This window comes from Paraburkholderia sp. GAS41 (assembly GCF_050436545.1).
Lineage (GTDB): Bacteria > Pseudomonadota > Gammaproteobacteria > Burkholderiales > Burkholderiaceae > Paraburkholderia.
The window spans coordinates 1-22341 of sequence record NZ_JBNDMK010000049.1 but is presented as its reverse complement, the minus strand read 5'-3'; the positions used below and the strand labels follow the sequence as shown (position 1 = coordinate 22341).

The 22341-nt window shown below is 54.9% G+C and carries 22 protein-coding genes and 1 pseudogene; 9 read left to right on the top strand and 14 right to left on the bottom strand.

Going from position 1 to position 22341, the window contains the following annotated elements:
* A partial coding sequence (locus P3T43_RS34745; protein ID WP_429285519.1) for a helix-turn-helix domain-containing protein occupies positions 1-159 on the bottom strand: 159 nt, incomplete at its 3' end.
* Positions 160-574: 415 nt separating this feature from the next.
* On the opposite strand from P3T43_RS34745, the gene P3T43_RS34740 reads away from it, so the two are divergent.
* The 5 genes from P3T43_RS34740 to P3T43_RS34720 all read left to right on the top strand — a co-directional run bounded on the left by P3T43_RS34740 (position 575) and on the right by P3T43_RS34720 (position 4377).
* A complete protein-coding gene (locus P3T43_RS34740; protein WP_429285517.1) occupies positions 575-1954 on the top strand; it encodes a hypothetical protein in 1380 nt (459 codons plus the stop codon).
* A gap of 741 nt (positions 1955-2695) precedes the next feature.
* Positions 2696-3397, top strand: a complete 702-nt coding sequence (locus P3T43_RS34735) for an IS6 family transposase (protein WP_429285516.1) — start codon at positions 2696-2698, stop codon at positions 3395-3397.
* Between the two features lie 58 nt (positions 3398-3455).
* Complete coding sequence (locus tag P3T43_RS34730) at positions 3456-3674, top strand: hypothetical protein (protein ID WP_429285515.1); 219 nt, start codon at positions 3456-3458, stop codon at positions 3672-3674.
* Positions 3675-3920: 246 nt separating this feature from the next.
* A complete protein-coding gene (locus P3T43_RS34725) occupies positions 3921-4106 on the top strand; it encodes a hypothetical protein (protein ID WP_429285514.1) in 186 nt (61 codons plus the stop codon).
* Between the two features lies 1 nt (position 4107).
* Positions 4108-4377, top strand: coding sequence for a hypothetical protein (locus P3T43_RS34720; protein ID WP_429285513.1), 270 nt, complete (start codon positions 4108-4110; stop codon positions 4375-4377).
* Here P3T43_RS34720 and P3T43_RS34715 read toward each other — a convergent pair.
* Together P3T43_RS34715 and P3T43_RS34710 are read right to left on the bottom strand one after the other, a co-directional pair.
* Positions 4365-4694: an H-NS family nucleoid-associated regulatory protein gene (locus P3T43_RS34715; RefSeq protein ID WP_429285512.1), complete on the bottom strand. Its 330-nt coding sequence runs from the start codon at positions 4692-4694 to the stop codon at positions 4365-4367. The genes P3T43_RS34720 and P3T43_RS34715 overlap by 13 nt on opposite strands.
* A 611-nt stretch (positions 4695-5305) precedes the next feature.
* Positions 5306-5591: pseudogene (locus tag P3T43_RS34710) on the bottom strand (transposase); the annotation flags it as partial.
* A gap of 380 nt (positions 5592-5971) precedes the next feature.
* On the opposite strand from P3T43_RS34710, the gene P3T43_RS34705 reads away from it, so the two are divergent.
* On the top strand, positions 5972-6790 hold the full coding sequence (locus P3T43_RS34705) for an MlaA family lipoprotein (protein WP_429285511.1): 819 nt from the start codon (positions 5972-5974) through the stop codon (positions 6788-6790).
* A gap of 853 nt (positions 6791-7643) precedes the next feature.
* Here P3T43_RS34705 and P3T43_RS34700 read toward each other — a convergent pair.
* Positions 7644-8057 carry a hypothetical protein gene (locus P3T43_RS34700; RefSeq protein ID WP_429285510.1) on the bottom strand — a complete coding sequence of 138 codons (414 nt, stop codon included), beginning with the start codon at positions 8055-8057 and terminating at the stop codon, positions 7644-7646.
* Positions 8058-8591: 534 nt separating this feature from the next.
* On the opposite strand from P3T43_RS34700, the gene P3T43_RS34695 reads away from it, so the two are divergent.
* Positions 8592-9041, top strand: coding sequence for a hypothetical protein (locus P3T43_RS34695; RefSeq protein ID WP_429285509.1), 450 nt, complete (start codon positions 8592-8594; stop codon positions 9039-9041).
* 230 nt (positions 9042-9271) lie between these two features.
* Here P3T43_RS34695 and P3T43_RS34690 read toward each other — a convergent pair whose 3' ends face one another.
* Together P3T43_RS34690 and P3T43_RS34685 are read right to left on the bottom strand one after the other, a co-directional pair.
* The gene (locus P3T43_RS34690) at positions 9272-9973 is read right to left on the bottom strand and encodes an IS6 family transposase (protein WP_429285508.1); all 702 of its coding nucleotides are present in this window, start codon (positions 9971-9973) and stop codon (positions 9272-9274) included.
* 200 nt (positions 9974-10173) lie between these two features.
* On the bottom strand, positions 10174-11181 hold the full coding sequence (locus tag P3T43_RS34685) for a LacI family DNA-binding transcriptional regulator (protein ID WP_429285507.1): 1008 nt from the start codon (positions 11179-11181) through the stop codon (positions 10174-10176).
* Between the two features lie 483 nt (positions 11182-11664).
* Here P3T43_RS34685 and P3T43_RS34680 point away from each other — a divergent pair, with 483 nt between their 5' ends.
* Positions 11665-13206, top strand: a complete 1542-nt coding sequence (locus P3T43_RS34680; RefSeq protein WP_429285506.1) for an MFS transporter — start codon at positions 11665-11667, stop codon at positions 13204-13206.
* A gap of 335 nt (positions 13207-13541) precedes the next feature.
* Positions 13542-13877 carry an integrase core domain-containing protein gene (locus P3T43_RS34675; RefSeq protein ID WP_429285518.1) on the top strand — a complete coding sequence of 112 codons (336 nt, stop codon included), beginning with the start codon at positions 13542-13544 and terminating at the stop codon, positions 13875-13877.
* 256 nt (positions 13878-14133) lie between these two features.
* Here the strand turns inward: P3T43_RS34675 and P3T43_RS34670 are convergent, their stop codons facing one another.
* From P3T43_RS34670 to P3T43_RS34635, 8 genes are all read right to left on the bottom strand, one after another.
* Positions 14134-14427, bottom strand: a complete 294-nt coding sequence (locus tag P3T43_RS34670; RefSeq protein WP_429285505.1) for a DUF1330 domain-containing protein — start codon at positions 14425-14427, stop codon at positions 14134-14136.
* Positions 14428-14531: 104 nt separating this feature from the next.
* A complete protein-coding gene (locus tag P3T43_RS34665) occupies positions 14532-14954 on the bottom strand; it encodes a DUF1636 family protein (RefSeq protein WP_429285504.1) in 423 nt (140 codons plus the stop codon).
* Between the two features lie 704 nt (positions 14955-15658).
* Positions 15659-16255, bottom strand: a complete 597-nt coding sequence (locus tag P3T43_RS34660) for a hypothetical protein (RefSeq protein ID WP_429285503.1) — start codon at positions 16253-16255, stop codon at positions 15659-15661.
* A 447-nt stretch (positions 16256-16702) separates the two neighbouring features.
* Positions 16703-16981 (bottom strand): DUF4148 domain-containing protein, encoded by a 279-nt coding sequence (locus P3T43_RS34655; RefSeq protein ID WP_429285502.1) that lies wholly within the window; start codon positions 16979-16981, stop codon positions 16703-16705.
* Positions 16982-17441: 460 nt separating this feature from the next.
* Complete coding sequence (locus P3T43_RS34650; RefSeq protein WP_429285501.1) at positions 17442-17912, bottom strand: hypothetical protein; 471 nt, start codon at positions 17910-17912, stop codon at positions 17442-17444.
* A gap of 168 nt (positions 17913-18080) precedes the next feature.
* Positions 18081-19040: a LysR family transcriptional regulator gene (locus tag P3T43_RS34645; protein WP_429285500.1), complete on the bottom strand. Its 960-nt coding sequence runs from the start codon at positions 19038-19040 to the stop codon at positions 18081-18083.
* 195 nt (positions 19041-19235) lie between these two features.
* The gene (locus P3T43_RS34640; RefSeq protein WP_429285499.1) at positions 19236-20102 is read right to left on the bottom strand and encodes an NmrA family NAD(P)-binding protein; all 867 of its coding nucleotides are present in this window, start codon (positions 20100-20102) and stop codon (positions 19236-19238) included.
* Between the two features lie 356 nt (positions 20103-20458).
* Complete coding sequence (locus P3T43_RS34635; protein ID WP_429285498.1) at positions 20459-21646, bottom strand: porin; 1188 nt, start codon at positions 21644-21646, stop codon at positions 20459-20461.
* Positions 21647-22341 lie beyond the last annotated feature (695 nt).

Sequence of the window (22341 nt, the reverse complement as noted above, 5' to 3'; positions counted from 1 at the left end):
AGCAGGTGAGCTGTTTCGCGTCAGCTCACGGCTCACGGTGGCTGGCGAGCGCCCGAGTATCCGGGCCATGGCCCGGATACTCGAACCCTGCAGATGCAGGCTTGCAATGGTCAGGCGCTCCTCAGGTTGAAGCTGTTGATACCGAGTTCTTTCGTGCATCGCAACACCTTATACGAAACAGGTGTTGCACTTCAGATTTGAGGCCGCCCATTCTAAATCTTCCTGTTCATCGAACGTTGCCAGATAGAGCAATTCGAGACCCTGAAGCCCGCTGACGATCACCTGATTGCCGCTTGAATGATCACAGTTCTAATGTGAATAAGCGTACGAGCACCTCGCCACGGTTGGATACACCCTGCCAGGTGCCCACATACGAATGAGACGCAGAGCAACCCCAGGTATTCCACCGTGCCCGCGAGCCGCAGAGTTCGTCCTTCGAATCTTCCGCACCTTGCGTTCCCATGCGGTCGCCATGGGCCGCGACCAGCACCGTCCATCCAGGGCGTTTTTGGCGATATCGCCTCGTCTATAATGAGGGAGCCCCGAATGTCTACATCGCATGGAGTCGCATTTTATGAGTCAAGCCCGCGGGCGATATGAGGGATCCCGACGCAACGGCCAACGCCAAACTTACCACGAGAAAAGCTCTCCGCCCCAACGGCAGAAGCCAGCGTACGTGAAGGCGCCTCCCCGAGACTCGACCCAGACTGCCTCAATCTTCAAAACACGATCATTTCAGTTTCTCATCGACGCGGTAGGTGCAGAGAATATCGCCATAGCACTCGAATCGAACCTGACGCGCGTAGCCGAACTGATGAAAGGTGAGCGGTTCACGCCCGAGACCGCCTTTCACATGGAAACCACGCTTGGATTACCGCATGGCTTTTTTGACCAGCCCAATCCTGCGCTAACGGACGAGACCATTGCTCGTCTGAAGTCACCGCTCGACTTCGTACAGTTGAATACAGGATTGGATGCAGAGTACGACGCTCTGGAGCCTGCACCAGCCAGGCCCGTGGACGAGCAACCAGTTCCTGAAGATAGTTTACTCAAGGAAGCGCACATGCCAAAGAAAGTCGCTGGCGGCTCATCCAAAGCCGTCAAGAATAGTCCCACCGCAATGCCTGAACAGCCCAAAGCTTTGCGCTCAAAAGACAGGTCATCTCTTCGATCGCCGCAACAGCAACCGCTGGCATTGAGCGAAGGTCCCGACGCGGAAAACATCCGACGCGCTAACCTACGCCTTCTCACGAGTCGCAACGGATCGAAGGTGCGACTCGGCGTGGCCATGGAGATGAGTGGATTCAACATCGCCGATCGGCTAAATGGCAAAAAGCGCATGGACGGCGTCGAAGCAAATCGATTCACGGAGCGACTGGGACTGCCAACGGGCTGGTTGGACAGTCCGCGGACCGATGCCGAAATCCCCGAGTCCGTGTCGCGTATGCTTGCACCTGGTCCGCGCGGTCGGGCATCGCTTCAGCAACATGAGCCGCTCGCGCCAGCGACAAGCGACGGTGCAAAAAGGAATCTCGCCGACGGCAAGGTGCGTGCGAAGCGCAAGCCTTCGACTATCGCCGGGGATACTGAAAGCCTCCCACCCGTTACTGCGAGTATTGTGGAAGGCAGGAAGACGATCGTCGTCGAACCGCAAGCTCATGAGAATGATTTCCCCAAGGACCTGACCGGCCATGCATCAGAGGGAAAGAATGAAGAGCTCACCGTAACCATCTCTGCGCCCTCTGGATCGATGCCGGAGTCGTTGCCCGTTTCCGCAACTCCGCGGCAAAATCCGGATCCACTCCCGTTCGTTTCCACGACCAGCCTGGACAATCTTGATGGTATTGCGCCGATAGCCGAAGCATTGATCAAAACCCTGGCGGGCAAGGCTCGGACGGGACGACTGGACGAACTGAAAGCCCTGGAACTTTTACGGCAAGCGGTTACGTTGTAGAACAGGAGTGGCGTCGGTCCACCAACGACGTCGCTGCCGATCTGACTAACAGGCCAGATCCTGGAGATCGGTATTGAATTGAATCAGCCCAACTGGACGAAGACGGTTGTCGCGCGACTCACGAATTGGCGACACCGCCAGATAACGCAATCGCGTTCATCCGCTTCGATCCGGGAGATCCTGTCAGTTGACGTGACGATGCAGGATACCCACCAGCGACCGGTATCCGCAGCGGTAGAAAAAGGCACGACCCGCCACTGCGGCAAATGCTGGCTGCAGCAAACGCGACTCGCCAGTACCCGCCTGTTAATACGCCAACGGCAGCTCGCCCACCAGCGCCCTGTCCCGGCGCCTCCTTCGAAAAATTGCGTCGCTTACGGGTATTGTGAACGTCTCACTTGAGGGGCGGACTGCTTACCGCGCCCGGTCGATGGATGGTGACTTGGAAATGCGGCGGAAAACGGGCTATGACGGGCCATTGCCGTTCAATTATAAGGTAGCGCCGGGTGGCGAAACTGTGCGCGCCTTCGCTTTTGACCTTTGCCGGAGACGGGCACCGGCTTGACGGTTAGTTGCGTTTCTTTCAGAACGCGCAGCGATTCGATCATGCCATCGCGCGTCTTGGGCGTGACCGTACGTACGCCGGCGAAGGCAGCATCAGCGGCGTTGTAGGCAGGCTATGTCGCAGTAAGAGGTGGTCGGTAGAATTCCGGCGATACAAAGTCGCTGATGAGCGAATCGATGAAGACGCTGAACCCGGCGTTGGCCAAGGCACTGAAACGCTTGCACTATCCGCTGGAGGTGATTCTGACGTGCGTGCGCTGGTACGTCGCGTATCCGTTGAGTCTGCGTCATCTTGAAGAAATGATGGCCGAACGTGGGACTTCGGTCGATCATTCGACCGTCCATCGCTGGGCGCTCAAACTTTTGCCGGTACTGGAGAAAGCGTTTCGCCATCGCAAGCGGCCAGTTGGAAAGAGCTGGCGAATGGACGAGACGTACATCCGCGTCAAGGGCGAGTGGAAATATCTCTACCGGGCCGTCGACAAAGACGGCAACACCGTCGACTTCCTGCTCCGCGCCCACCGGGACAAGACTGCAGCCCGGCGTTATTTCGAGAAGTCGATCGCTCAGAATGGTGTCCCCGAGACAGTGACCATCGACAAAAGCGGTGCCAATCTCGCCGCGCTCGAAGCCATCAATGCTGATCGTGAAACGCCTATCAACATCCGCCAGTCCAAATATCTCAACAATCTCGTCGAGCAGAACCATCGGGCGATCAAGCGACGCACGTGGCCCATGCTGGGATTTAAAACGTTTCGCTGCGCCCGGATCCTGCTGGGCGGCATCGAAGTGATGCACATGATCACCAAAGGACAGATGAAGTGTGCTCGCGGAACCCCTCCGTCCGCCCCTGATCAATTCTACGAACTGGCAACATAAGCTGTACTTCGCATATCGATCAACTTTCCTCCGCGATCCTTACTGCGACAAAACCTTCGTGAACGAATCCTTGATCGGCTTCAGCGGCGTGGCAGCGACAGCCTTCTTCGTGGCAGGGGTCGCTGCCTTCTTCACGGTCGGCATTTTCGCCGTTTTCTCAACCGGAGTCACCGCTTTCTTCGGAGCCGGCTTTGCTGCAGCTTTCGTTGCACTCGTTGTTGCCATAGATTCCTCGTCATTGGTCAAAGATTGGCCCGAGACCTTTGTCTTTGCGTAGTCACCGACAATACGCAAAGGCCTAAATCCTCAGGTGGCGCTACCGTAGCAACTGGGATTTGAATCCGCAACGGGCGAGGCCTTAAAACAAAGGGTTTTGCGTAGCAACAATGCAAAAACAACGACCTGTATCCCTCCGCAGAAGGCCGTGCAGACGCAAACGGCTGTGCGAAGGGGTAGGCAGGACGCGCGCAATAGGAGCTAACCACTCGCGCGAGTCCTGCGCCGGTCAGGCTAGTGTTCTTTCATGTCGGACATCGGCACCGTGCTCGGCGCGTGCATTGCCGGCGCTATCCCCCAGGTGGTGGAGATTGACATCAAGCAGGCAATGCGTGAAGGCTCGCTCGAGAACATCTTTCCAGACTCGTCGGACGAAAGGCTTGCTGTGTATGCGTTCTTTCCGTCGCGGGCTCCTTCGCGCTGGGAAAGTTGAGATGTTCATCACGTTCCGGCCCGAATCATCGTCGTCAGCAGCATCTGTTGCGCACCGTCAGATAATCCCGACGACTAAACGTTGGCGGCGCGAGAACCTGGGCGCGTACTTCGTAACAACCGTTACGACTAATGCCAAAGCTGCGCACGGAAGCTCGGGATCGGACGTGCAGGCAACTACAGCTATCAGTGAGGACGTGGGTGCACAACCTGCTGATGCTGGCATTCCAAAACTGGCGGGCGACGATATCGAAGCTCACTATGGGTACTGACCTCGTGCAAGCGGGGTGCCCGCAAACGGGTCATCACGCCAATCCACAGCGGCTCGGGCAGACTGGACTGTGCGTGCAGTCATTGACGACAATTCGAAATGTTCAACGGATTGTCCCGCGCTAGTCGCCTGTTTCAGCCACTGAGGCATTTCACCCTCACCGCTCCACGTGTCTCCCGTTGCACTCCGGTAGCGCGCTTCTGTCTGCTTTGACTGGTCGCGCAGTATTGCTGATGTCAGGTCTTCCGGCGTGATGCCAACCTCCTGCATACGGCGACGGAGATAAGCAACAATGCTATCTCGCTTTCTTTCGTCCATGATTTTCCCTTCTTAAGACAATTGATTGGCGCTCATCGAACGCCGATTGTGGCGAATCGCGCCGTACGCGTAACGCGCGGATGTATGGGTAATCGTGCTGGTGGTATGTTCTGCATCTCGGGAAGCGCTTGCGCCACCGCCTATCCTGATTGAAAAATCAGAAAACGGTTCCTGATGTCGTAATTGCGGGCTGGATCGCTGCGAGACTTTCGAAGACCTATGAACGAATATTCATAGTATGCACCCACGTGGCATAGTGCGCTCATTCAATCGACAAGAAAGGGAGCTCTGATGGCAACGCTAGAACAAATTCAGGCGAGACTAAAGAAACTTCAGGCGCAAGCCGACCCGAGGCGATTCTGACAAACAGGGCACAGGCAGCAGTCAAGCAAATCCAGGCATTGATGCTGAAGCACGGACTGACGTTAGCGGACATCGAAGTGCACACTGCCACAGCGAAGGCCGGAGCAAAGCGTGGCGCGACACGTGCGACTGCGTGATCTCCGTGCTTAAGAGCGAGGCGGCCTCGTCGATAAACAGCCCATGTGTCGCGTTACCAATCGGATCGGATACGTTGACGTTCGAGATCGCGGTAGCGAGAGATACGCTCATCCTCCTTGCAAAAGCCGGCCATCTGAAAAATCGTTCTCCAGCGAGAGCTGGCCGATCTTCGCATGAAGTTCCTTCAAATCGACTTGCAGCTCGCTCGACATCGTGCCGCCTGCGCCGAACACGTCGGCAGCTCGTTCCTGTAGTTGCCGCTTCCATTCGGCTATCTGGTTCGGGTGCACATCGAACCACTGCGCCAGTTCGGCGAGCGTGCGCTCGCCCTTTCGCCGCCATCGACACTTTCGCTTCGAACGCGGCTGAGTGCATGCGTTGGGCTCTCTTCGTCATCTTTTGGATTCCATTGCCGGCATTATCGCTAGCGCAGGCCCCAGACGTTCCACCCATCCGAACGTCCGAATTTGCGCGGCCACCCCTGTGCACCGTCGCCATTGGCTTTGTATCCCGATTTCAAACGATGTTTTCCAGAAACCGCGCTTTTTTCGCGTGACTTTCTTAAGTACACTCCGCCGCACCCAGTCAGGTGCAAACGCTCCGTTGAAATTGCAGCCGCCCTCCTTTTCGCGTGCTTCCGCTACGTCCTGACATATCCCCGAAAATTGGTCCGTCCAGAGCGACCAGTCGACGAGTTAGTTCCCTTCAAGGCATCAATTCATCGGGCCGGAGCAACGGTGGATTGACCGGTTAAGAATCAATAAGCGATTGACCTCATGAAGATTGACCTCATGAAATTTGTTCGGAACAGTAAGCCGTGGTTGCTTGGCGCAGCATTGACTTCTATCGCAGGTTTGAGTGGATGCGCGACCAGCACAGCAAGCATACCAGGCGATCCCCTTGAGCCCATGAATCGGGCGGTTTTTGCTTTTAACGAAAGTCTGGACGCACATGTCGCGCGCCCCGCCGCCTTGGGATACACGAAGGTTACGCCGGCCCCGGTTCGTACCGCCATCAGCAACTTCTTTTCCAATCTCGGTGACATCGGCAATTTCTCGAATGATCTGCTGCAACTCAAGGCAACCGACGCGACCGAGGACCTGGTGCGTTTCGCGTTTAACTCGACATTCGGGATTGGCGGGATTCTTGACTGGGCGACGCCTGCCGGTCTACCCAAGCATCACCAGGACTTTGGGTTGACGCTGGGTCACTACGGAGTGCCTTCTGGGCCCTATCTTGTGCTACCGGTGTTCGGCCCAAGTTCGGTGCGCGATTCGTCCAGCTGGTTGTTTGCCTACTTCACCACGCCGACCACCTATCTTTCAAGTGACATCAGCATCCCCCTGTTTGGACTGAATATTGTGAGTACGCGGGCGGACCTTCTCGGCGCAACGGATCTTCTGTCAGAAGCCGCGCTGGACAAGTACTCCTTTGTGCGCGACGCGTATTCGCAACGGCGTCAACACCTGCTCGAGAGCCGAGCCACGCTACCTGCATACGGTGACGATTACACAACGATGCCTTCTGCCCAGGTTGCTCCTCGCGGGTCATCGACAGATGTCGCACGGGTCGCGGGTAGTCCGGGTACGCCGTGAGATTTTATGAGGCGAACTGCGCGCTTGATTGACCGCAAAGGCAGGACTTACATGACCATATCGCTTTGGTTCGTTTGCGGTTCATGCACAATCCATCAAAAAGTTCCAGTTGCCTGACCCATTTCTTCGGGACGTAACCATCACGGGATACCGGCGCATGCGCAGCCACATGATGCGCAATCTTGCGAGGTCAAGCGTGTGATGTCGCGTCTCGTGGTCACTGTGTAAAAGGAACAGTAGTGGAACTCACGCTTTACAAATACATGCCGTTGATATTCCTGCCGTCGCGTCTTCAGAATGGGCTATCCCTCGCCCTGGATTCGAGATTCAGCGACAAGCAGGAAGGCTATTCTCCTCCGGAGCGCGTGAACGTCCTTACCCCCGAATTCGGGTAGATGGCATCTGAACGCAACCTTCGCGGAAGTTCCCAACACATGTCGGCCCGTGGTGGTAACCGGTTACGACGGTAATACGCAAGATCAGTTGCGATTCCGTCGTTACGACGGTAATACGCAAGATCAGTTGCGATTCCGTGCTGACCAATGGGTGTTCAATCTGGGCATGACCATACCGTCGGACCCGCATTCAGTGAGCGCACCTGGCTCAATCTCGCCGGCAGCCGTCTGCGAACCGGAAAAACCGAAGAATTCGAAGTCTCGACGAGACCGTGCTGCTTGACGTTGTCCACCGAATATTCGTTGGCAATCTGGTACAAGAGATCTATCGAGGCTTGCCGACATTCTGACAAGGTTCTAACTCAATTGCGTTGATCAGTTCGTTACGAACGCTAGCAAGCGCCGGCCAAACTTCGATACTTTCATTTGCGCTTATGCCGGTCGAACGCTTTCTTGGCCTATATCGGCTTGGTTCGTTCGCTGCCTGGAATGGGTGATCTACGGTTGCCTTGAACAAACCTGATCAGACGCTCCCTCGCATCGATAACTTGCCAAAACGGCGCCGTTTCCAGTTGCCGGTCGTGGGTCGCAAGGATTTCCTCAAGAACCATCGCCAGGTCGTCGGTAACATACCAGACTCCCTCTCGCACGCCTCTAAGACCTGCTTCCTCAACACCCGCCTCTGCCCGCACATAAAGCCCCATATCTGCATTGCCGAAGCCGGCCTCTTGCAGGTAAAACGTCAGATAGACAAGGCGGATTAGTTCGTGAACCAGATGAGCATTGCCTTGTCTCTTTCGACAAGCCACTAGCGAAAGGTGGTTTGCTAGAGACGTGTCGGTCACTACCTGTCTGGACGCGGGGAGCAGCATCTCTTTGCTCAGATGGCGTCGAGCGGTCGCTGTGCGCGCCGACTGGCGTCGGATGTTATGAGACATTGGGTGTGAAGCTAAGATGGTGTTATTAGGATTTTAAAAATCAACCTGCCGAGCGTCGATCAGGTCAGACAATTTATCGGATTCTACAACCCGAATATCCAATAGACCATTCCAGGGTTCACAATAAACTGTTTCTGCCGAACGGCACGTAGACGTTCAGCCGATGCTTTCTGGCACAGGTCTCCACCTGTCCGCATTTTTTTCGAAGGTGACCTGATCCTGGAGTCGGCACAACGCAGGGTGCATGGTGTCACAGGCAGAAGTTGAATAGCGCACGAAACTACCAATCACGCATGAATCGCTCATGACGTGCATTGCATGAAGACGATCTGCATATTTTTACGTACGGCAGAACAGTGAGTTCGAAATCCGGTGCTTTTCGTTTGTCGAATTCCCACTATGATCTGGTAGCGAGGCGTGGCGCTCGCGTCGCATCAATCCGGAAGCCAATTAACGCAGGCATCATTGATGAAGTCCATCCCGAAGCATCTTCTAATTGCGATAGTCGCAGCTATGACAGGCATGTTCCTCACTCAGTCGGAGTTATTCGCCAGGTCTATCCCCGATCAAGCCACTTCCGTTCCAATTTTTCATGCAGCAGCGCCAAGCGATTCAGCAACAAGCAGCGAGTCGAAAACGACGCAACAAAGTGTTGCAACTACTGCAACAAATTCAACCCCTCAAATCGCTTGTTCGGGAAAGACAAGCGCCCGCAACGTGATCGATGTGGACGCAACTGGTCCAGACAACACGCGAATTGCCGGTACTAACATAGCTTCGAAACCAGATGCCGATTCTGAAACAAGTTATGACTCGACATCCGAAGGCCCGTCTGAATCTGGCGTCAGCGACTCGAAGCTGGGTAACGCTTTCACGCGAACGATCACGTCAGTCATTTCAATCTTTGCGACACGTTGAAATGAAGTTCGTGGAGTGGCCCCCTGAAAGTCCGGACACGGTCTCCCACTTACAATATCGGGTAGGCTTAAGACTGTGTATATGACTAACAACAAGAACGAAGTGATGGAAGTGATGGAAGCGTTGACCGGACCTGAGCGTCGGCGGCGCTGGTCAGCGGATGAGAGGCTGGCGATGTTTTGTCGCAGTAAGGATCGCGGAGGAAAGTTGATCGATATGCGAAGTACTGCTTATGTTGCCAGTTCGTAGAATTGATCGGGGGCGGACGGAGGGGTTCCGCGAGCACACTTCATCTGTCCTTTGGTGATCATGTGCATCACTTCGATGCCGCCCAGCAGGATCCGGGCGCAGCGAAACGTTTTAAATCCCAGCATGGGCCGCGTGCGTCGCTTGATCGCCCGATGGTCCTGCTCGACGAGATTGTTGAGATATTTGGACTGGCGGATGTTGATAGGCGTTTCACGATCAGCATTGATGGCTTCGAGCGCGGCGAGATTGGCACCGCTTTTGTCGATGGTCACTGTCTCGGGGACACCATTCTGAGCGATCGACTTCTCGAAATAACGCCGGGCTGCAGTCTTGTCCCGGTGGGCGCGGAGCAGGAAGTCGACGGTGTTGCCGTCTTTGTCGACGGCCCGGTAGAGATATTTCCACTCGCCCTTGACGCGGATGTACGTCTCGTCCATTCGCCAGCTCTTTCCAACTGGCCGCTTGCGATGGCGAAACGCTTTCTCCAGTACCGGCAAAAGTTTGAGCGCCCAGCGACGGACGGTCGAATGATCGACCGAAGTCCCACGTTCGGCCATCATTTCTTCAAGATGACGCAGACTCAACGGATACGCGACGTACCAGCGCACGCACGTCAGAATCACCTCCAGCGGATAGTGCAAGCGTTTCAGTGCCTTGGCCAACGCCAGGTTCAGCGTCTTCATCGATTCTCTCATCAGCGACTTTGTATCGCCGGAATTCTACCGTCCACCTCTTACTGCGACATAGCCTTAAAACTGCCGCGGGCGCAACGGGGAATCGAATTCGCAGTCGGGATGTACAGACGACAATAATTAGTTTTACTTATTTTCTAGATTGTCTCTGGTCGCACACCTTGAGGTACAATGTTTAAGAGTGAGCGGACCTATACCGCTGGTGCAGCGGCAGTACTTTCCCGAACGATAAGTTCCGCTTCGAACTCGTCTTGCCTCACCGTTCGATTGCCGTCATTGTTGACCTGAAACAACAGATTTTCAGCACTTAGGTGTCCGATCTTAATGGCATCAGAATGGATGGTGGTAAGCGATGGTGACCCCAACCGGGCTAGATCCCAGTCGCCAAAACCCGTCACTGAGACCTGACCTGGAACGGAAATGCCGAGCGCCCGGCACTCGGTAAGCGCCCAGGCAGCTATAAAATCATTGTTGCAGATTAGCGCTGTTGGCGCATTCGCCCTGGAAAGCAATTGACGCGCTGCAGTTCGAACGGACTCGGGGTCATACGGCGTCGCAATCACAGCTTCAGGTCGCAACGCTATCCCATGACGCCCCAACTCCTCGCGTATGCCGGAGAGCCTGACGGCCGACAGAACATCGGACGGACCCGTGAGCACGCCAATACGGACATGTCCAAGGCTGACGAGATGTTCGGTGACGCGCCCCATGGCACGCTGGTTGTCGTAGCCGACTGTCGGATGAATGCGCTCCGGGTCCGTTGCCCACATCAATACGTAAGGAAGTTTCTGCCTGCGTATGATGGCGAGCACGTCAGGATGATGGCTGGAACCGACTAGCGCAAGGCCGTCGACTCCACGTTCAATAAGCGTGCGAACGATACGCAACTCCAGATGCCGATCGTCGCGATGGCAGGTCAGCAGCCCCGTATAATCCAACTGAAGAAACCTGCTTTCCAAGACATCGACGGCTCGCGCGTACAACTCATTCATCAATGTCGGAGCCACGATACCGATGGTTCGCGAGCGACCCGAGCGGAGCACACGAGCAGGCGCGTACGGAACGTAATCGAGCGAGGCAATTGCCTCTCTGACCTTTTTCAGCGTTTTGGGATGCAGGAGTTCCGGCGCTGCCAGCGCGCGCGAAACGGTGGACGACGACACCCCGGCAAGGGCGGCGACTTGTTTCAGATTCACCATGTTTTCCCCGGAACCGACATTTTCATATCCATAGGATCGTGCGGCGTTGAGTGTATCAAATGAGTCATCCCCTTCATGCCACTCTCCGATAGAGTCGCCGACAATATCGCAACGTTCCGGTTCAACGAATCCCCGGCCACATCCTTAAGACCATATGAGATCTGAACGCCAACGCCGCGCTCGATGCGAAATGTAACGCCTTGAAGCGGGTTGTGCAGACCTTCCTCAACACCACCAGTCGCCAATGGAAGTGCCGACAACATTGCTCGATTCCGGTCGGGCGACCCTTTGACGAGACATCCTTACGAATTCATTTATGACAACGATTGCAAATAAATACATCGTTGATTTTACGTAAAAAGATGTGATATAAATCACGTCTTGCAAACGTTGTCATTAAATTGATTCTTGGCTGTTGAGAAGTATGAAAGCGCACAACCGTAGACAACTTCCCAAGCAGGCGGCCGCAGTTGGAGATAGTCCATGAAGGCATCAAAACAGTTCCTGATCATGCTATGCGTTTCCATTCCGTCATTCATGATCAACCTCGACGGAAACATCATCGCCGTGTCACTCACTTCGATTGCACGTTCTTTACATACTGATTTTGCCGCGGTCGAATGGGTTATAAGCGCATACACCTTGACGTTTGCGGCCATGCTCATGCCGGCGGGAACACTTGCCGACCGCTTCGGTCGCAAACGCATGCTGATCGTCGGCCTCAGCATGTTTACCGCCGCCTCGGCGATATGCGGCGCGGCACACTCTGACACAGCGCTCAACTGGGCACGTGCACTGCAGGGCGTCGGTGCGGCGTTGCAACTGAGTGCCGCGATGGCGACCCTCTCGCATTCATTTCGTGGACCCGCGCGTGCCCGCGCGTTTTCGTTCTGGGGCTCCGTAATTGGCGTTGCAATCATGCTCGGACCCGTCGCCGGCGGTCTGATCACTCAGTATCTCGGTTGGCGCTGGATTTTCTTCGTAAATTTGCCGGTGGGTCTGTCAATGATTGCTTTGACGTTGTACGCGGTCGAAGATTCGAAAGATCCGCAAGCGAAGCGACTCGACATCGCAGGTGTCACGACGTTCAGCGGCTTCCTGATATTGCTGACTCTTGCACTTATCTCAGGCAACCGTGCAGGGTGGTCGAATGCTGTGATTCTGGCAGAATTCATTGGGGCGGCGGTACTCTTTGCCGCGTTCCTGACCGTAGAGACACTACAGGGCCGGCCGATGGTCGACCTTCGCTTTTTTTGCCGTCCAACATATCTTGGCGCGAATATCGCTGGACTCGCCTACGGGATGGCTTTTCTGACAATGCTGACCTATCTGCCGATGTACTTCCAGAATGGCATGGGCCATACGCCGCTTGACGCAGGACTTCTAATGTTGCCAATGGCATTACCGTTATTCGTGGTTCCACGCGTCGTCGCTCGATGGCTGGCTCCGCATTGGTCGGGTCGGCTGCTTCTCAGCACGGGCCTGGCATTGGTGGGGCTGGGATTGATATGGACTTCCACCGAAATGCGCAGTTTCACCTATGCACCAATTCTCGTTAGCATGCTCGTCGCCTCTTGCGGTGCCGGAATTCTCAATGGGGAAACGGCCCGGGTAGGAATGACAGTCATTCCCTTAGACCGTGCGGGGATGGCGTCTGGGGTTTCGGGGACCGTCAAATTTAGCGGAATCGTAATCGGCTTTGCTATGCTGGGTGCGATTCTGTTTTCACGCGTCGATGCGTTGCTCGCAAACGCTTTGCCCGAGTACTCGGTGACCGTGCGCAAAGAGCTTGCGCGATTGATCACAGACGGTAATTGGCATGCTGCGCAGTTGCTGGACGTTCAAGCCAATGGCGTGTGGTTTGCGCAGTTGAGCTTTGGAAGTGGTTATGAGGCCGTGCTCTTCACGGCGGGCGCCATTGCGCTGATAGCCGCCGCCCTGAGCTGGATGCTGATCGACGCAGGCGAGACTGCCCCGCTGGGAACAGAACGGATCCGGGACCACGCCGCCTTGCTGGAAGACTGAATTCATGTGATTGGTCCCGTCTCGACGAACTGCTCAGCTCGCGCCACGGATGCCCCTCCTCTGGGTTGCGAAGGCGGCGATAGCGGCATAGGTCAGTGTCGGCAAATTGCGTCGCTCGTACAAGAAATCATAGTTTGGGTCCTGGCGTCTTCGATGACGCCAAGATCCGCTCTAGCTTGCCTTCGCGTAGTACGAAGACGGCAATAAACGATCGATTCTGAGCGACACCCTTGCGCGCGATCACCAATCACAGCCACGCATCCGTGCCCTCAATCGACGGCATACTACAAAGGAATTGTTCCTCATACGGATCGTAGCGTACGTCGAAAGGCCAAATCTGCAATCGACCTGAGACAGTTGGTGTCCGACTCAGGTCCACCTCAAGTCGGCACTCACAAGTTCCCGAGTGGCAGTTCGACTACAACTGGCGCCGCCCACACGGCTCACTCGGCGGCAAGACTCCCGTCGACCGCATCGCAGAAGTGAGCGAAATCACACCTCTCGCTGAGCAGGTAGAAACCGCCTACTACGGGTTGAAAGAGAGGATCCGGCATCGCGAATGGCGAGTCGACAAGATCCTTGCCGAACATCATCGGCGCGCGCTTGAACTCGCGTCTCCTAACGGAGCCACAAACTCAAGCGCGCAAAGAAAACGACGTTCAAGAAAGTGAAATGATGTCTGTGAATCGCACAGCTAATACGAGAACGATGGATGAATGAACCAGCCCCGAATCAGCAAGTGCCAGTCCTTTGCACGTAGCGGTCCCACCAGGACATTGACCCGGCCATTACGACCGCTGGTCCAGCGGCACGCCTAACCCATCTCGCCCGAAGATGCCACCGGTTAGCGTATCTGACCCAAATATTCAACCGCTGTCAGAGCGAATGCCGACGGACGCACAGCAGTACCGTCCTTCGCACCTCGCGTCATTCTGCGCCGCGAACGATCCGAAAATCGCGCATCGCGGCATCCCCCAATGCCTCAAGAGCTTTCCGATATGTCTCGCTTTCGTATGCGGCAACCGCCTGTTCGTATGAGGGAAACTCAATCACGACGGTTCGCTCCTTCAAACCATGCTCCCGGACTTCGTCGGGCACTCCACGTACGATGATCTTGCCGCCGGCAGTTTCCAAAGCGGGCACAGCCAGCTTTGAATACGCTGCTAGTTTTGCTTCATCCTTCGTTTCGCGGTAGGTAGAGACCCAGTATCCCTTGCTCAATTTATTTCCTCTTCATCCAAGACAAAAAGCTACGCTGCTTCGCAACGCAGCAAAACAGGTTTTTAGAATTAACATTGACACTGTGCGCCGGGCGCACCGCCCGGCTATTCAGTGCTACTTCTGCGCTTCGGTGAAATCGCAGTTACGTGCCCCCGCAACTCAGCCGGAAACATTGTGATCCGCACATCGTCTGATACCGCCTGTTGATATTCGAGAGCGGCATCGATCAGATTCGCTGCATCGGCTTCGTTCAGACCCGATAGACGTACCCGCGGCTTTTCCGGCGCATCAAATGCGACAGCACATGGCTTCCGACAGCTACCGAGGCAGTGGACCATCATCACGGTCATTCCCTGGCTGGTCAGTGTTTCTTTCATTTCGTTATAGAGAGCCAATCCCGGCTCACCGCTGCGCGGCTGGTCCCTTGGACAGGTACGGCATATTGCGATGGTATTCGACCGGCGACCATCGCTGTTACCCTGACTGGCGACCGGACATTGTTCTGGGCTCTCATGTGTAGTGAGCATGGCACTGTCTCCTAGCTTTATCTTTCGAGGAAGAGAACTACTTAAGGTTTCGCAAACCTTCCTCAGATAAGTAAATCCTGTTCGTAAATTCTAGGAGTATGTCCGAGCACCGGCTTATCATATTGTCCAGTTGCGTATCTTATAATCCAATTCTGATATCCATATTTCATATGGATTCCTATTTATTTAACAAACTCCTGTGCAATGTCGACCCTCCATCCCAAATAGCATATTTCTAAGATTGCAGCACGACTCCTCACGACGAAAGATGTGCCCCAACCGCCATCATTTATCCTCCCGTGCAAGCTCTAAGCTGCGCGAAATGCAAGCCACACGTTCGTCCCGTCGAAACAGAGAACTACAGATTCATTCGCACGCAGCCCGATGCCTGCTAACAGCAGCTCAAGTTCTACGGAACGGCTGGTCATGCCGAGGGATGCTATACGACCTGTTCCATTCCGCGCACATCGATTCCCAGTATCTGCGCGATTACTCGATCCTCATCAGGTGTCAGCATGATCGAGTGATATAGCTGAAGTTCCCGGAGAACATCTATTAATCGACTCGGGGAAATAATAGGCCATGCACTCAAGAGGTATGCGAGCGGCAATACCCGTCTTCTCTCGCGCCATCCATCAAAGAGAATAAGGCAGAGCTTTTCGAGCCGATCGAATTGCATCTGGACAATGGGTTCATTAACAATTTTAAGCATTTCGGCCAGATGTTTTCAGCGGCAACAGCCACCAGACCAATTGAACAGCCAGAATGGAGATTCCAGCAGCACCGACGCCCATCCAGCCCCAGTGCCCCCAGATCCATCCGGCCACCGCGCCACCACCACTACCGGACGACTTGCACATCATGCAACTCATCCGGACACGGAGATGAATAATTGACATAGCCTCCCGCGCACGGCCCCGATTTACGAGTGACATCAGCAAGCTCTGCGCCAAGTTCCACAAAAAGTAGCCCGACGCTACGACAAAGCGGCAAGCACGGTTGAGCCCAAAGACGCCAAATGTTCCAATGTTCAGCGAAATCATTGAATTGATGGCATCGCATGCGAGTCCTCGATACCAACGCTTTTCAGTTACTGTGCGGAGCGAACGAGAACGTGCACCAACGATGTCGTTCGACCAAATAGTAGTTGATTCGAGCTTCAAGGATGGCCCAAGAGCGAGCTGGATATGGTGTGACCAACGCATCATCGGGTAGCCCAAAAATGTCCAGAAATACGCGATGACCGCGTAAAGTCGATTGGCTAACGAACAGCGTCCGCAAGAACCAAGGCTGGTCGACATAGTTGTCCTGACAGAGCGCCTGAAAAACGGTGAATTTTTATTTTCGTAACTGGAGCTATCAGTCGCTGCACAACCAGGTACATATGGATCGATGCCAACGTTTCAGGATATTGGCCGAATGTCTGCGCAAGGCGACACGCTGTGATGATTCGGGACAAATAGCTGAGGCATGTCCAACGCTGTGTAAGGCTATCGAACTTACCGAGCGAAACGAGACCCACCAAAACCTGGTTTCCAATCCCATCGTTACCGTTCGTTCCCATAGACTACGACTCGGAAATCGACTCTGCTCGCAGCTACACGGAATGTCACACGCGTCAAACACTGCCCGGTCTTCCGCAGGCAGTCTAGAGACGAACTTCCAAATCCCGGGGGCTTACAGAAGCTCGTCCCACATTGCTGCTCCCTGATGCGAAACAGGGCGTTGGTTTAAGGTATCCCAGCTCTCTACTTACCAGACGCTGAGTTCACGTTGGTTACGCCGCCATAGGACGTTTGCAGATTTCCGCCGACGTCCGTTTCCGCATGGAGCTCGGCTTCGGCGGCCTGAATGTCGGCCGGGTAATGTATGCTGGGCCTGCCGGGATGAAAACCTACCTTCTCGAGAGCTACCAGCTCAGCGCGTACCTGCTCACGCGTGATGGAGGCACTATCTTCCTGGGCACTTGCCAGTACAGGGAGAGCCACCGTGAGACCAATAACCAGATTTCGGATGCTGACGATCATTTTCAAGCTCCTGTGTATCAACGAAAGTTTGAGTGAGTGAAACAAGGCTGCGTCGCGGAAATTATTGACTGCATTTCGACGATTAGCATTTCCTTAATCAGTTCAACGTAGCGTCATTCCGTGGATATCCAGTTTTCATCAGGTTCCACCCACTGTCTTCTTTGCACGCGCTGAACTTGATAATATTTTCATCAAAACAAGCCAAGACTTCTACGTACGTCAGGTCATGTCTGTCATTACGTCGTAGCATCGCAGTTATACGCAACTCTTCACTGCTGCCTTGGATACAGGGTTCCTTCTGGTAGAGGACACGCACAGGATCAGCGGCGTCGTGGCGCCGCACAAAATACTCGATCACTTTGCTGACGCGCATGCCAGCTGTGTTGCGGGACGTGACTCCGCTGTAAGCGTCGCAAACCCGTCGCGCCGCACGAACCGCAGACATCAGCGAATCGTATCGCTACGACCTGGAGAACCACTTTAGTTGCGCTTGGCGAGCCAAAAACTCGTCAATAGATATCGAGCAGTCCACGATCGCATATTCATATCCATCGTGATCGACTACCACCCGGCTCAACTTGTACAGACGGTCTCCGTCGTAGTCCCACGCCTCGCGCTCGTCGGATCCGTTGCCGCCACGCAGGATTGCGTACGTTGTACCGCCTTCGTTCAGTCTGTCGATGTTTTTCCGCCGTTCGTTGCGGCCGACTTTCGCCGGTTTGCGCCACAGCATCGGACTCCACACTTCGATTCGTTCGGTCTCGTCCGGCAACGTCTCGCGGTGCTTCTCCCACAACGTCAATACGACCACATCCTCGCCGTAGGCGTCCCATGACCACGTGCGATTTGCAAGTTTCAAGTTGAGTGTGTACAGCAGAAACTCATTGATCGTCTGTTGATTTTTCCTGGTCATCCGAATGTGCCCTTCCATTGCCGTCGTCATTAGCTGCGCGGTACCTCTGGAACGAGCGTGCCGTAGAACGCAACAGGCCACCGCGAAAGGGGCGTGTCGAGCGAGCCATGCGTGTATAAGGAAACGCTGCGACTGTATGTCTGCCATGACAAAGAGCTAAAGTCTCAGAATGTCCGTTCGAATCAGTCAGAGTAAGGCCTCATTTAACGAGCTCTCCGTCAACGCAAAAATTTCCCGATTCTCGTCGGCAAGTGCAAGCGGTATCTGTTCTCTCGCAAATTCAACAAACGTTTTGATCTTGGCGTCCAGATAACGTCTCGACGCATACAGCGCATAGATGTAGCATTCCTGCAGACGATGGGCGGGCAAGACTCGAACCAGACTCCCATCACGCAGACCCGACAGTGCGACAGAAATCGGCAAAGGTCCGATTCCAAGCCCCTCGCGTATTGTCTCGACCAGCGCTTCTGCGTCGTTGACAGTGAGCGACGCAGCCCGCGTATGCAGAGATATCGGCTCACTTACATCTTCGAATTGCCATTGTCCAGGAGACATATACGGCAACACCAGTTGCAGGCACGTGTGTTCGCCAAGATCCGCGAGCTGAACCGGCACACCGCGCTTTGCCAGGTATTGTGGGGAGGCGCATAGAATCGTCTGAATACTTCCGATTCGCTGGGAAACCAAGGCCGAATCCACCAGATCACGCGTCATGACAACCGACACGTCAATACCTTCGTTGACAATATCTGGCATGCGCGGTGCGAGTACCAGTTCGATTAGGACGTCCGGGAACCGCCTGCTATAGCGCGCGATGAGCCGCGCTAGCTGATGTTGGCCGAATCCGGCGGTAGCGTGAACCCTTAACTTGCCGGAGGGTTGGGTGCCAGCGCCCGCCGCCTCGGTCTCTGCGACGTCGACTTCTGCCAGAATCTGCTCACAGCGTTGCAGATAGCGTTCGCCAGCGCCGGTAAGCGACACCCGCCGTGTTGTTCTTTGCAGCAGACGCGTATGCAGACGCGATTCCAACTCCGTGATCGCACGTGAAACGTGGGCTGTCGACACTGATGCGAGACTCGCAGCTTTCGTGAAACTGCCGGTTTCTGTCACTCGCACGAACGTCCGCATATTTTCCAAAGTGTCCATCGGAACCCTGATTACAAGTAAAAAGTTATCGGCAAACCTGCGTTGTGACGATGGCCCTTAAGTCGTAAGAAGCGGCTAGCCGTTCCGACCTTGTAGGACCTGACTGCGACTGGAGTCCTCCACGGAGGTAGGTCGCCTCGCTACCCGATCTCGGACACCACTCGCAACTCCTCGTAGCCAGACACCGAGGTTTGATTAGCGCGCGTTTCGAACAAGCTCACGCAAAACGATATCTAAAGACACGCGCCCTATCCGCGTTTCAGTTCGACGGCCCTCGAATTTCAACCAGCCTTCGTTGAATCCATCGAGCATTTGCATGCGCGGGCCAGGATTCTTCATGCCTTGCGCCCGAAACATTTCTTCCCACGCGTCCCGGGGAACCAGCCTCGGCCGGACCTCGCGTCCAAGCAACCGATCAAAGGTCTGGGCGATGTCATTCGGGCTAATGCGCTTATCACCCTCAAGTTCGATGATCCGAAGACCATCCCATTCCTCCATGAGCGTTTCCGAAATCACCCGTCCGATATCGGCCGTTGCCACCATAGGTATGCCTCGACCAAGAGGCTGAAGAAAGGAGGGAATTTCCCCGCTTTCGCACGCAGACTCAACATCACATATGGCGTTCTCCATGAACCATGCAGCACGCACGAACGCGACCGGCATCTGGAGATAGCTGAGCGCTTCCTCCAGATAGCGCACTTGCGTGAGAAGGCTAGGTTGCATCACCTGAGCTCCAATAGCAGACAGGCAAACGACCTTTCCGGGTTGTGCGATGGCTATCGCATCGCGCAAAGACGAAACGATTTCGTGCGCCTCTGAAAAATCAGAGGAGGGATCGAGATTCAGGGGCACCATCGCAAAGACGCCCTCAGTTCCCTGAAGCGCCCGCGCCAATGCTCGCGTGTCGCGCAGATCAGCAACCGACACCTCGTAGCCCTGCTCCCGCAACGTCGACGCCGTGGCCGGATTTCGAGTAATGGCACGAACGTCACATCCGTTTGCGAGAAGCATGCGCGCAACGACGCCTCCTACTTGGCCTGTGGCTCCGATAACGGAAAACATAATATGCCCCATGTCGCTAGAACTGAATCAAATACAGCGTCTCAACATTCTCGTTCTTCTCTCATCGAATTAGGACCGCCATCACGTCATACCTTCGATAACGGCATGGCATAGCTGTATCTGAATCTTGCTTTTTGGGGCCGGCGATCGATCGCTCAACGCGCTCCGCAAATTAACTCGACGGCCAATGCTATATATTTTCTCCCGCAGGCGCAGCACTATAGATGACTTGGTTCCCCGCGTGGGCGCCTCCTGTAGACGCGCGAGAAAAAAGCCGGTTGTCAGTTCACGCTGACGACCGGCTCTAGTCTGACCGCTGCTGTGACTTCCCTATGAGCACTGCTGTTGGGACATCATCAGAACCTATGGCGCAGTCCGACGCTAACAACTTCCTGGGTGTTGGTGCCACCGTAGCCATAGGAGCCCACGGACGCCTGCGCGGCCACCACGTTGGTACCATTTGCGCTAAGCGTCTCTCCGCTGGCGTGTTGCCATGCGCCCACCAGATATACATCCGTGCGTGTGGACAAATTGTAGTCCGCGCCAATATTGACCTGATGGTACGTCGCACCCGTCTCGCCGCTCGACTTCGTATAGCTGTAACCCACGCCCAGCAGGACTGCCTTGGTGGCCTGGTAGTTGACGAAGGCTTGCCCCGTGTTGAATTTCTCAGTCGATGAGAATGCTGACTGCCCATCCGCCTTGTATTGTGCATTGCTATACGCAGCGCCGAACGTGAACGGGCCTGCCACATACTGCGCCGCGACGCGGGCAATGTTGATGGACTTCGCGCTCTGCAAGCCCAGGTTGATCAGCGAGCCGTCGAATGTGCCGTCTGATGATCCGCCCCAGCCAGAGCCATTCGTCGTCGATGGCCGCACAAGGCCGTTTACAGACGGATTGTTCGCCACAAAATAGCCTGCCGCCAGCGAAATCGGACCATTGTTGTACGCCGCAGCGGCCGACCAGGTCTGGCCGGCGCCCGTCTGCCCCGCGACGCCGCCGAACGCATACATGCCCTCGACCTGTAGTCCGGAGTACACCGGCGACAAATATTTGATCGCGTTGTTCGTTCGGGAACTGTTGTCGTAGTTGTCGACGTCACCTGCAGTTGCAAATCCACTCCCGAAATAATTGTCTTCAGTAATGCCCTGGACAAGGTCCACTAGTGGGTCATATTGGCGACCCAACGTGAGCGTGCCATATTGACCGGATGACAAACCCACAAATGCCTGGCGGCCAAACTCTCGGCCGCCCTGCGCAAGTTGTCCCGTACTTGGATTAAACCCGTTTTCCAACTGGAAAATTGCCTTCAGACCACCGCCCAGGTCTTCCTGACCTTTCAAGCCCCAGCGACTACCGGAAAGATCCCCGTTACTCGCGTTGCCGACCGACCATTGGTTTTGGCCAGCTGCATTCGCATTATGAATAAACGTAACCGACGTGTCGATGGTGCCGTATAGCGTGACGCTACTTTGTGCATGTGCTGCGCCAGCAGCAGCCAGCAGTGTCAGCGGAAGTGTTGAGAGCGCTGTTCGTTTCATCTGTTTCTCCAGGTGGATCACGATTTGGACATCACTCCGCGGACGATAACGCGATCCATCCTCCCAGGACATCGAAAAAAATTTCCCGTCGCAAAAAGTTGACATGGACATGAGTCGATGTGGTCGATTATTTGCTCGACCACGCACACCGAAAAATCAGGTTTTCGCTTGAACGCTATTAGATCGACAACGTCTTTCAGGGCGGCGCGCTGGCATCTTCCGATCCATTTGATAGAAATTTCGTCACAATTTTGATTCGTTATCCGAATCATTCAAGTAAATTATTTAACAACGAAACTTATCGTATGATCCAATGATGCCATTTCGTCATGATAGGCATGCGATTTTGGCTATCCTAATTCGGCCAAAAAACAAGTAAGCCAGACAACGGGCAATCTCGCTTCGTATCCGTTACGTGCTCGTTCGGATCGCTCGCAGCCGCAAGCACGTACCGTGCGATTCGCATGGACAGGACTTTTTTTCTCGATGATAGTCGGACGCTGACCGCTCCGTGTTTGAATAGCGAAATTCACTGCTCCGCGAACGCAGAAAACAAGGCCGTGTGACCATTCCGCCCGCAGTGCCCGGTATTCCTTGTGTTTTCACCCGCTCCCGTGCTTCAACCGGCACTCTCTTATCAGACAGTCCAGCTTTATGAGGGTCCGGGTAGGCACTCCAGGTGCATGACCAATACC

Coding starts and splice junctions, on each gene's coding strand:
- P3T43_RS34740 (WP_429285517.1), top strand. CDS start 575: ATGAGTCAAGCCCGCGGGCGATATGAGGGATCCCGACGCAACGGCCAA.
- P3T43_RS34735 (WP_429285516.1), top strand. CDS start 2,696: ATGAAGACGCTGAACCCGGCGTTGGCCAAGGCACTGAAACGCTTGCAC.
- P3T43_RS34725 (WP_429285514.1), top strand. CDS start 3,921: ATGTCGGACATCGGCACCGTGCTCGGCGCGTGCATTGCCGGCGCTATC.
- P3T43_RS34720 (WP_429285513.1), top strand. CDS start 4,108: ATGTTCATCACGTTCCGGCCCGAATCATCGTCGTCAGCAGCATCTGTT.
- P3T43_RS34715 (WP_429285512.1), bottom strand. CDS start 4,694: ATGGACGAAAGAAAGCGAGATAGCATTGTTGCTTATCTCCGTCGCCGT.
- P3T43_RS34705 (WP_429285511.1), top strand. CDS start 5,972: ATGAAGATTGACCTCATGAAATTTGTTCGGAACAGTAAGCCGTGGTTG.
- P3T43_RS34700 (WP_429285510.1), bottom strand. CDS start 8,057: ATGCTGCTCCCCGCGTCCAGACAGGTAGTGACCGACACGTCTCTAGCA.
- P3T43_RS34695 (WP_429285509.1), top strand. CDS start 8,592: ATGAAGTCCATCCCGAAGCATCTTCTAATTGCGATAGTCGCAGCTATG.
- P3T43_RS34690 (WP_429285508.1), bottom strand. CDS start 9,973: ATGAAGACGCTGAACCTGGCGTTGGCCAAGGCACTGAAACGCTTGCAC.
- P3T43_RS34685 (WP_429285507.1), bottom strand. CDS start 11,181: ATGGTGAATCTGAAACAAGTCGCCGCCCTTGCCGGGGTGTCGTCGTCC.
- P3T43_RS34680 (WP_429285506.1), top strand. CDS start 11,665: ATGAAGGCATCAAAACAGTTCCTGATCATGCTATGCGTTTCCATTCCG.
- P3T43_RS34665 (WP_429285504.1), bottom strand. CDS start 14,954: ATGCTCACTACACATGAGAGCCCAGAACAATGTCCGGTCGCCAGTCAG.
- P3T43_RS34660 (WP_429285503.1), bottom strand. CDS start 16,255: ATGTCGACCAGCCTTGGTTCTTGCGGACGCTGTTCGTTAGCCAATCGA.
- P3T43_RS34655 (WP_429285502.1), bottom strand. CDS start 16,981: ATGATCGTCAGCATCCGAAATCTGGTTATTGGTCTCACGGTGGCTCTC.
- P3T43_RS34650 (WP_429285501.1), bottom strand. CDS start 17,912: ATGGAAGGGCACATTCGGATGACCAGGAAAAATCAACAGACGATCAAT.
- P3T43_RS34645 (WP_429285500.1), bottom strand. CDS start 19,040: ATGGACACTTTGGAAAATATGCGGACGTTCGTGCGAGTGACAGAAACC.
- P3T43_RS34640 (WP_429285499.1), bottom strand. CDS start 20,102: ATGTTTTCCGTTATCGGAGCCACAGGCCAAGTAGGAGGCGTCGTTGCG.
- P3T43_RS34635 (WP_429285498.1), bottom strand. CDS start 21,646: ATGAAACGAACAGCGCTCTCAACACTTCCGCTGACACTGCTGGCTGCT.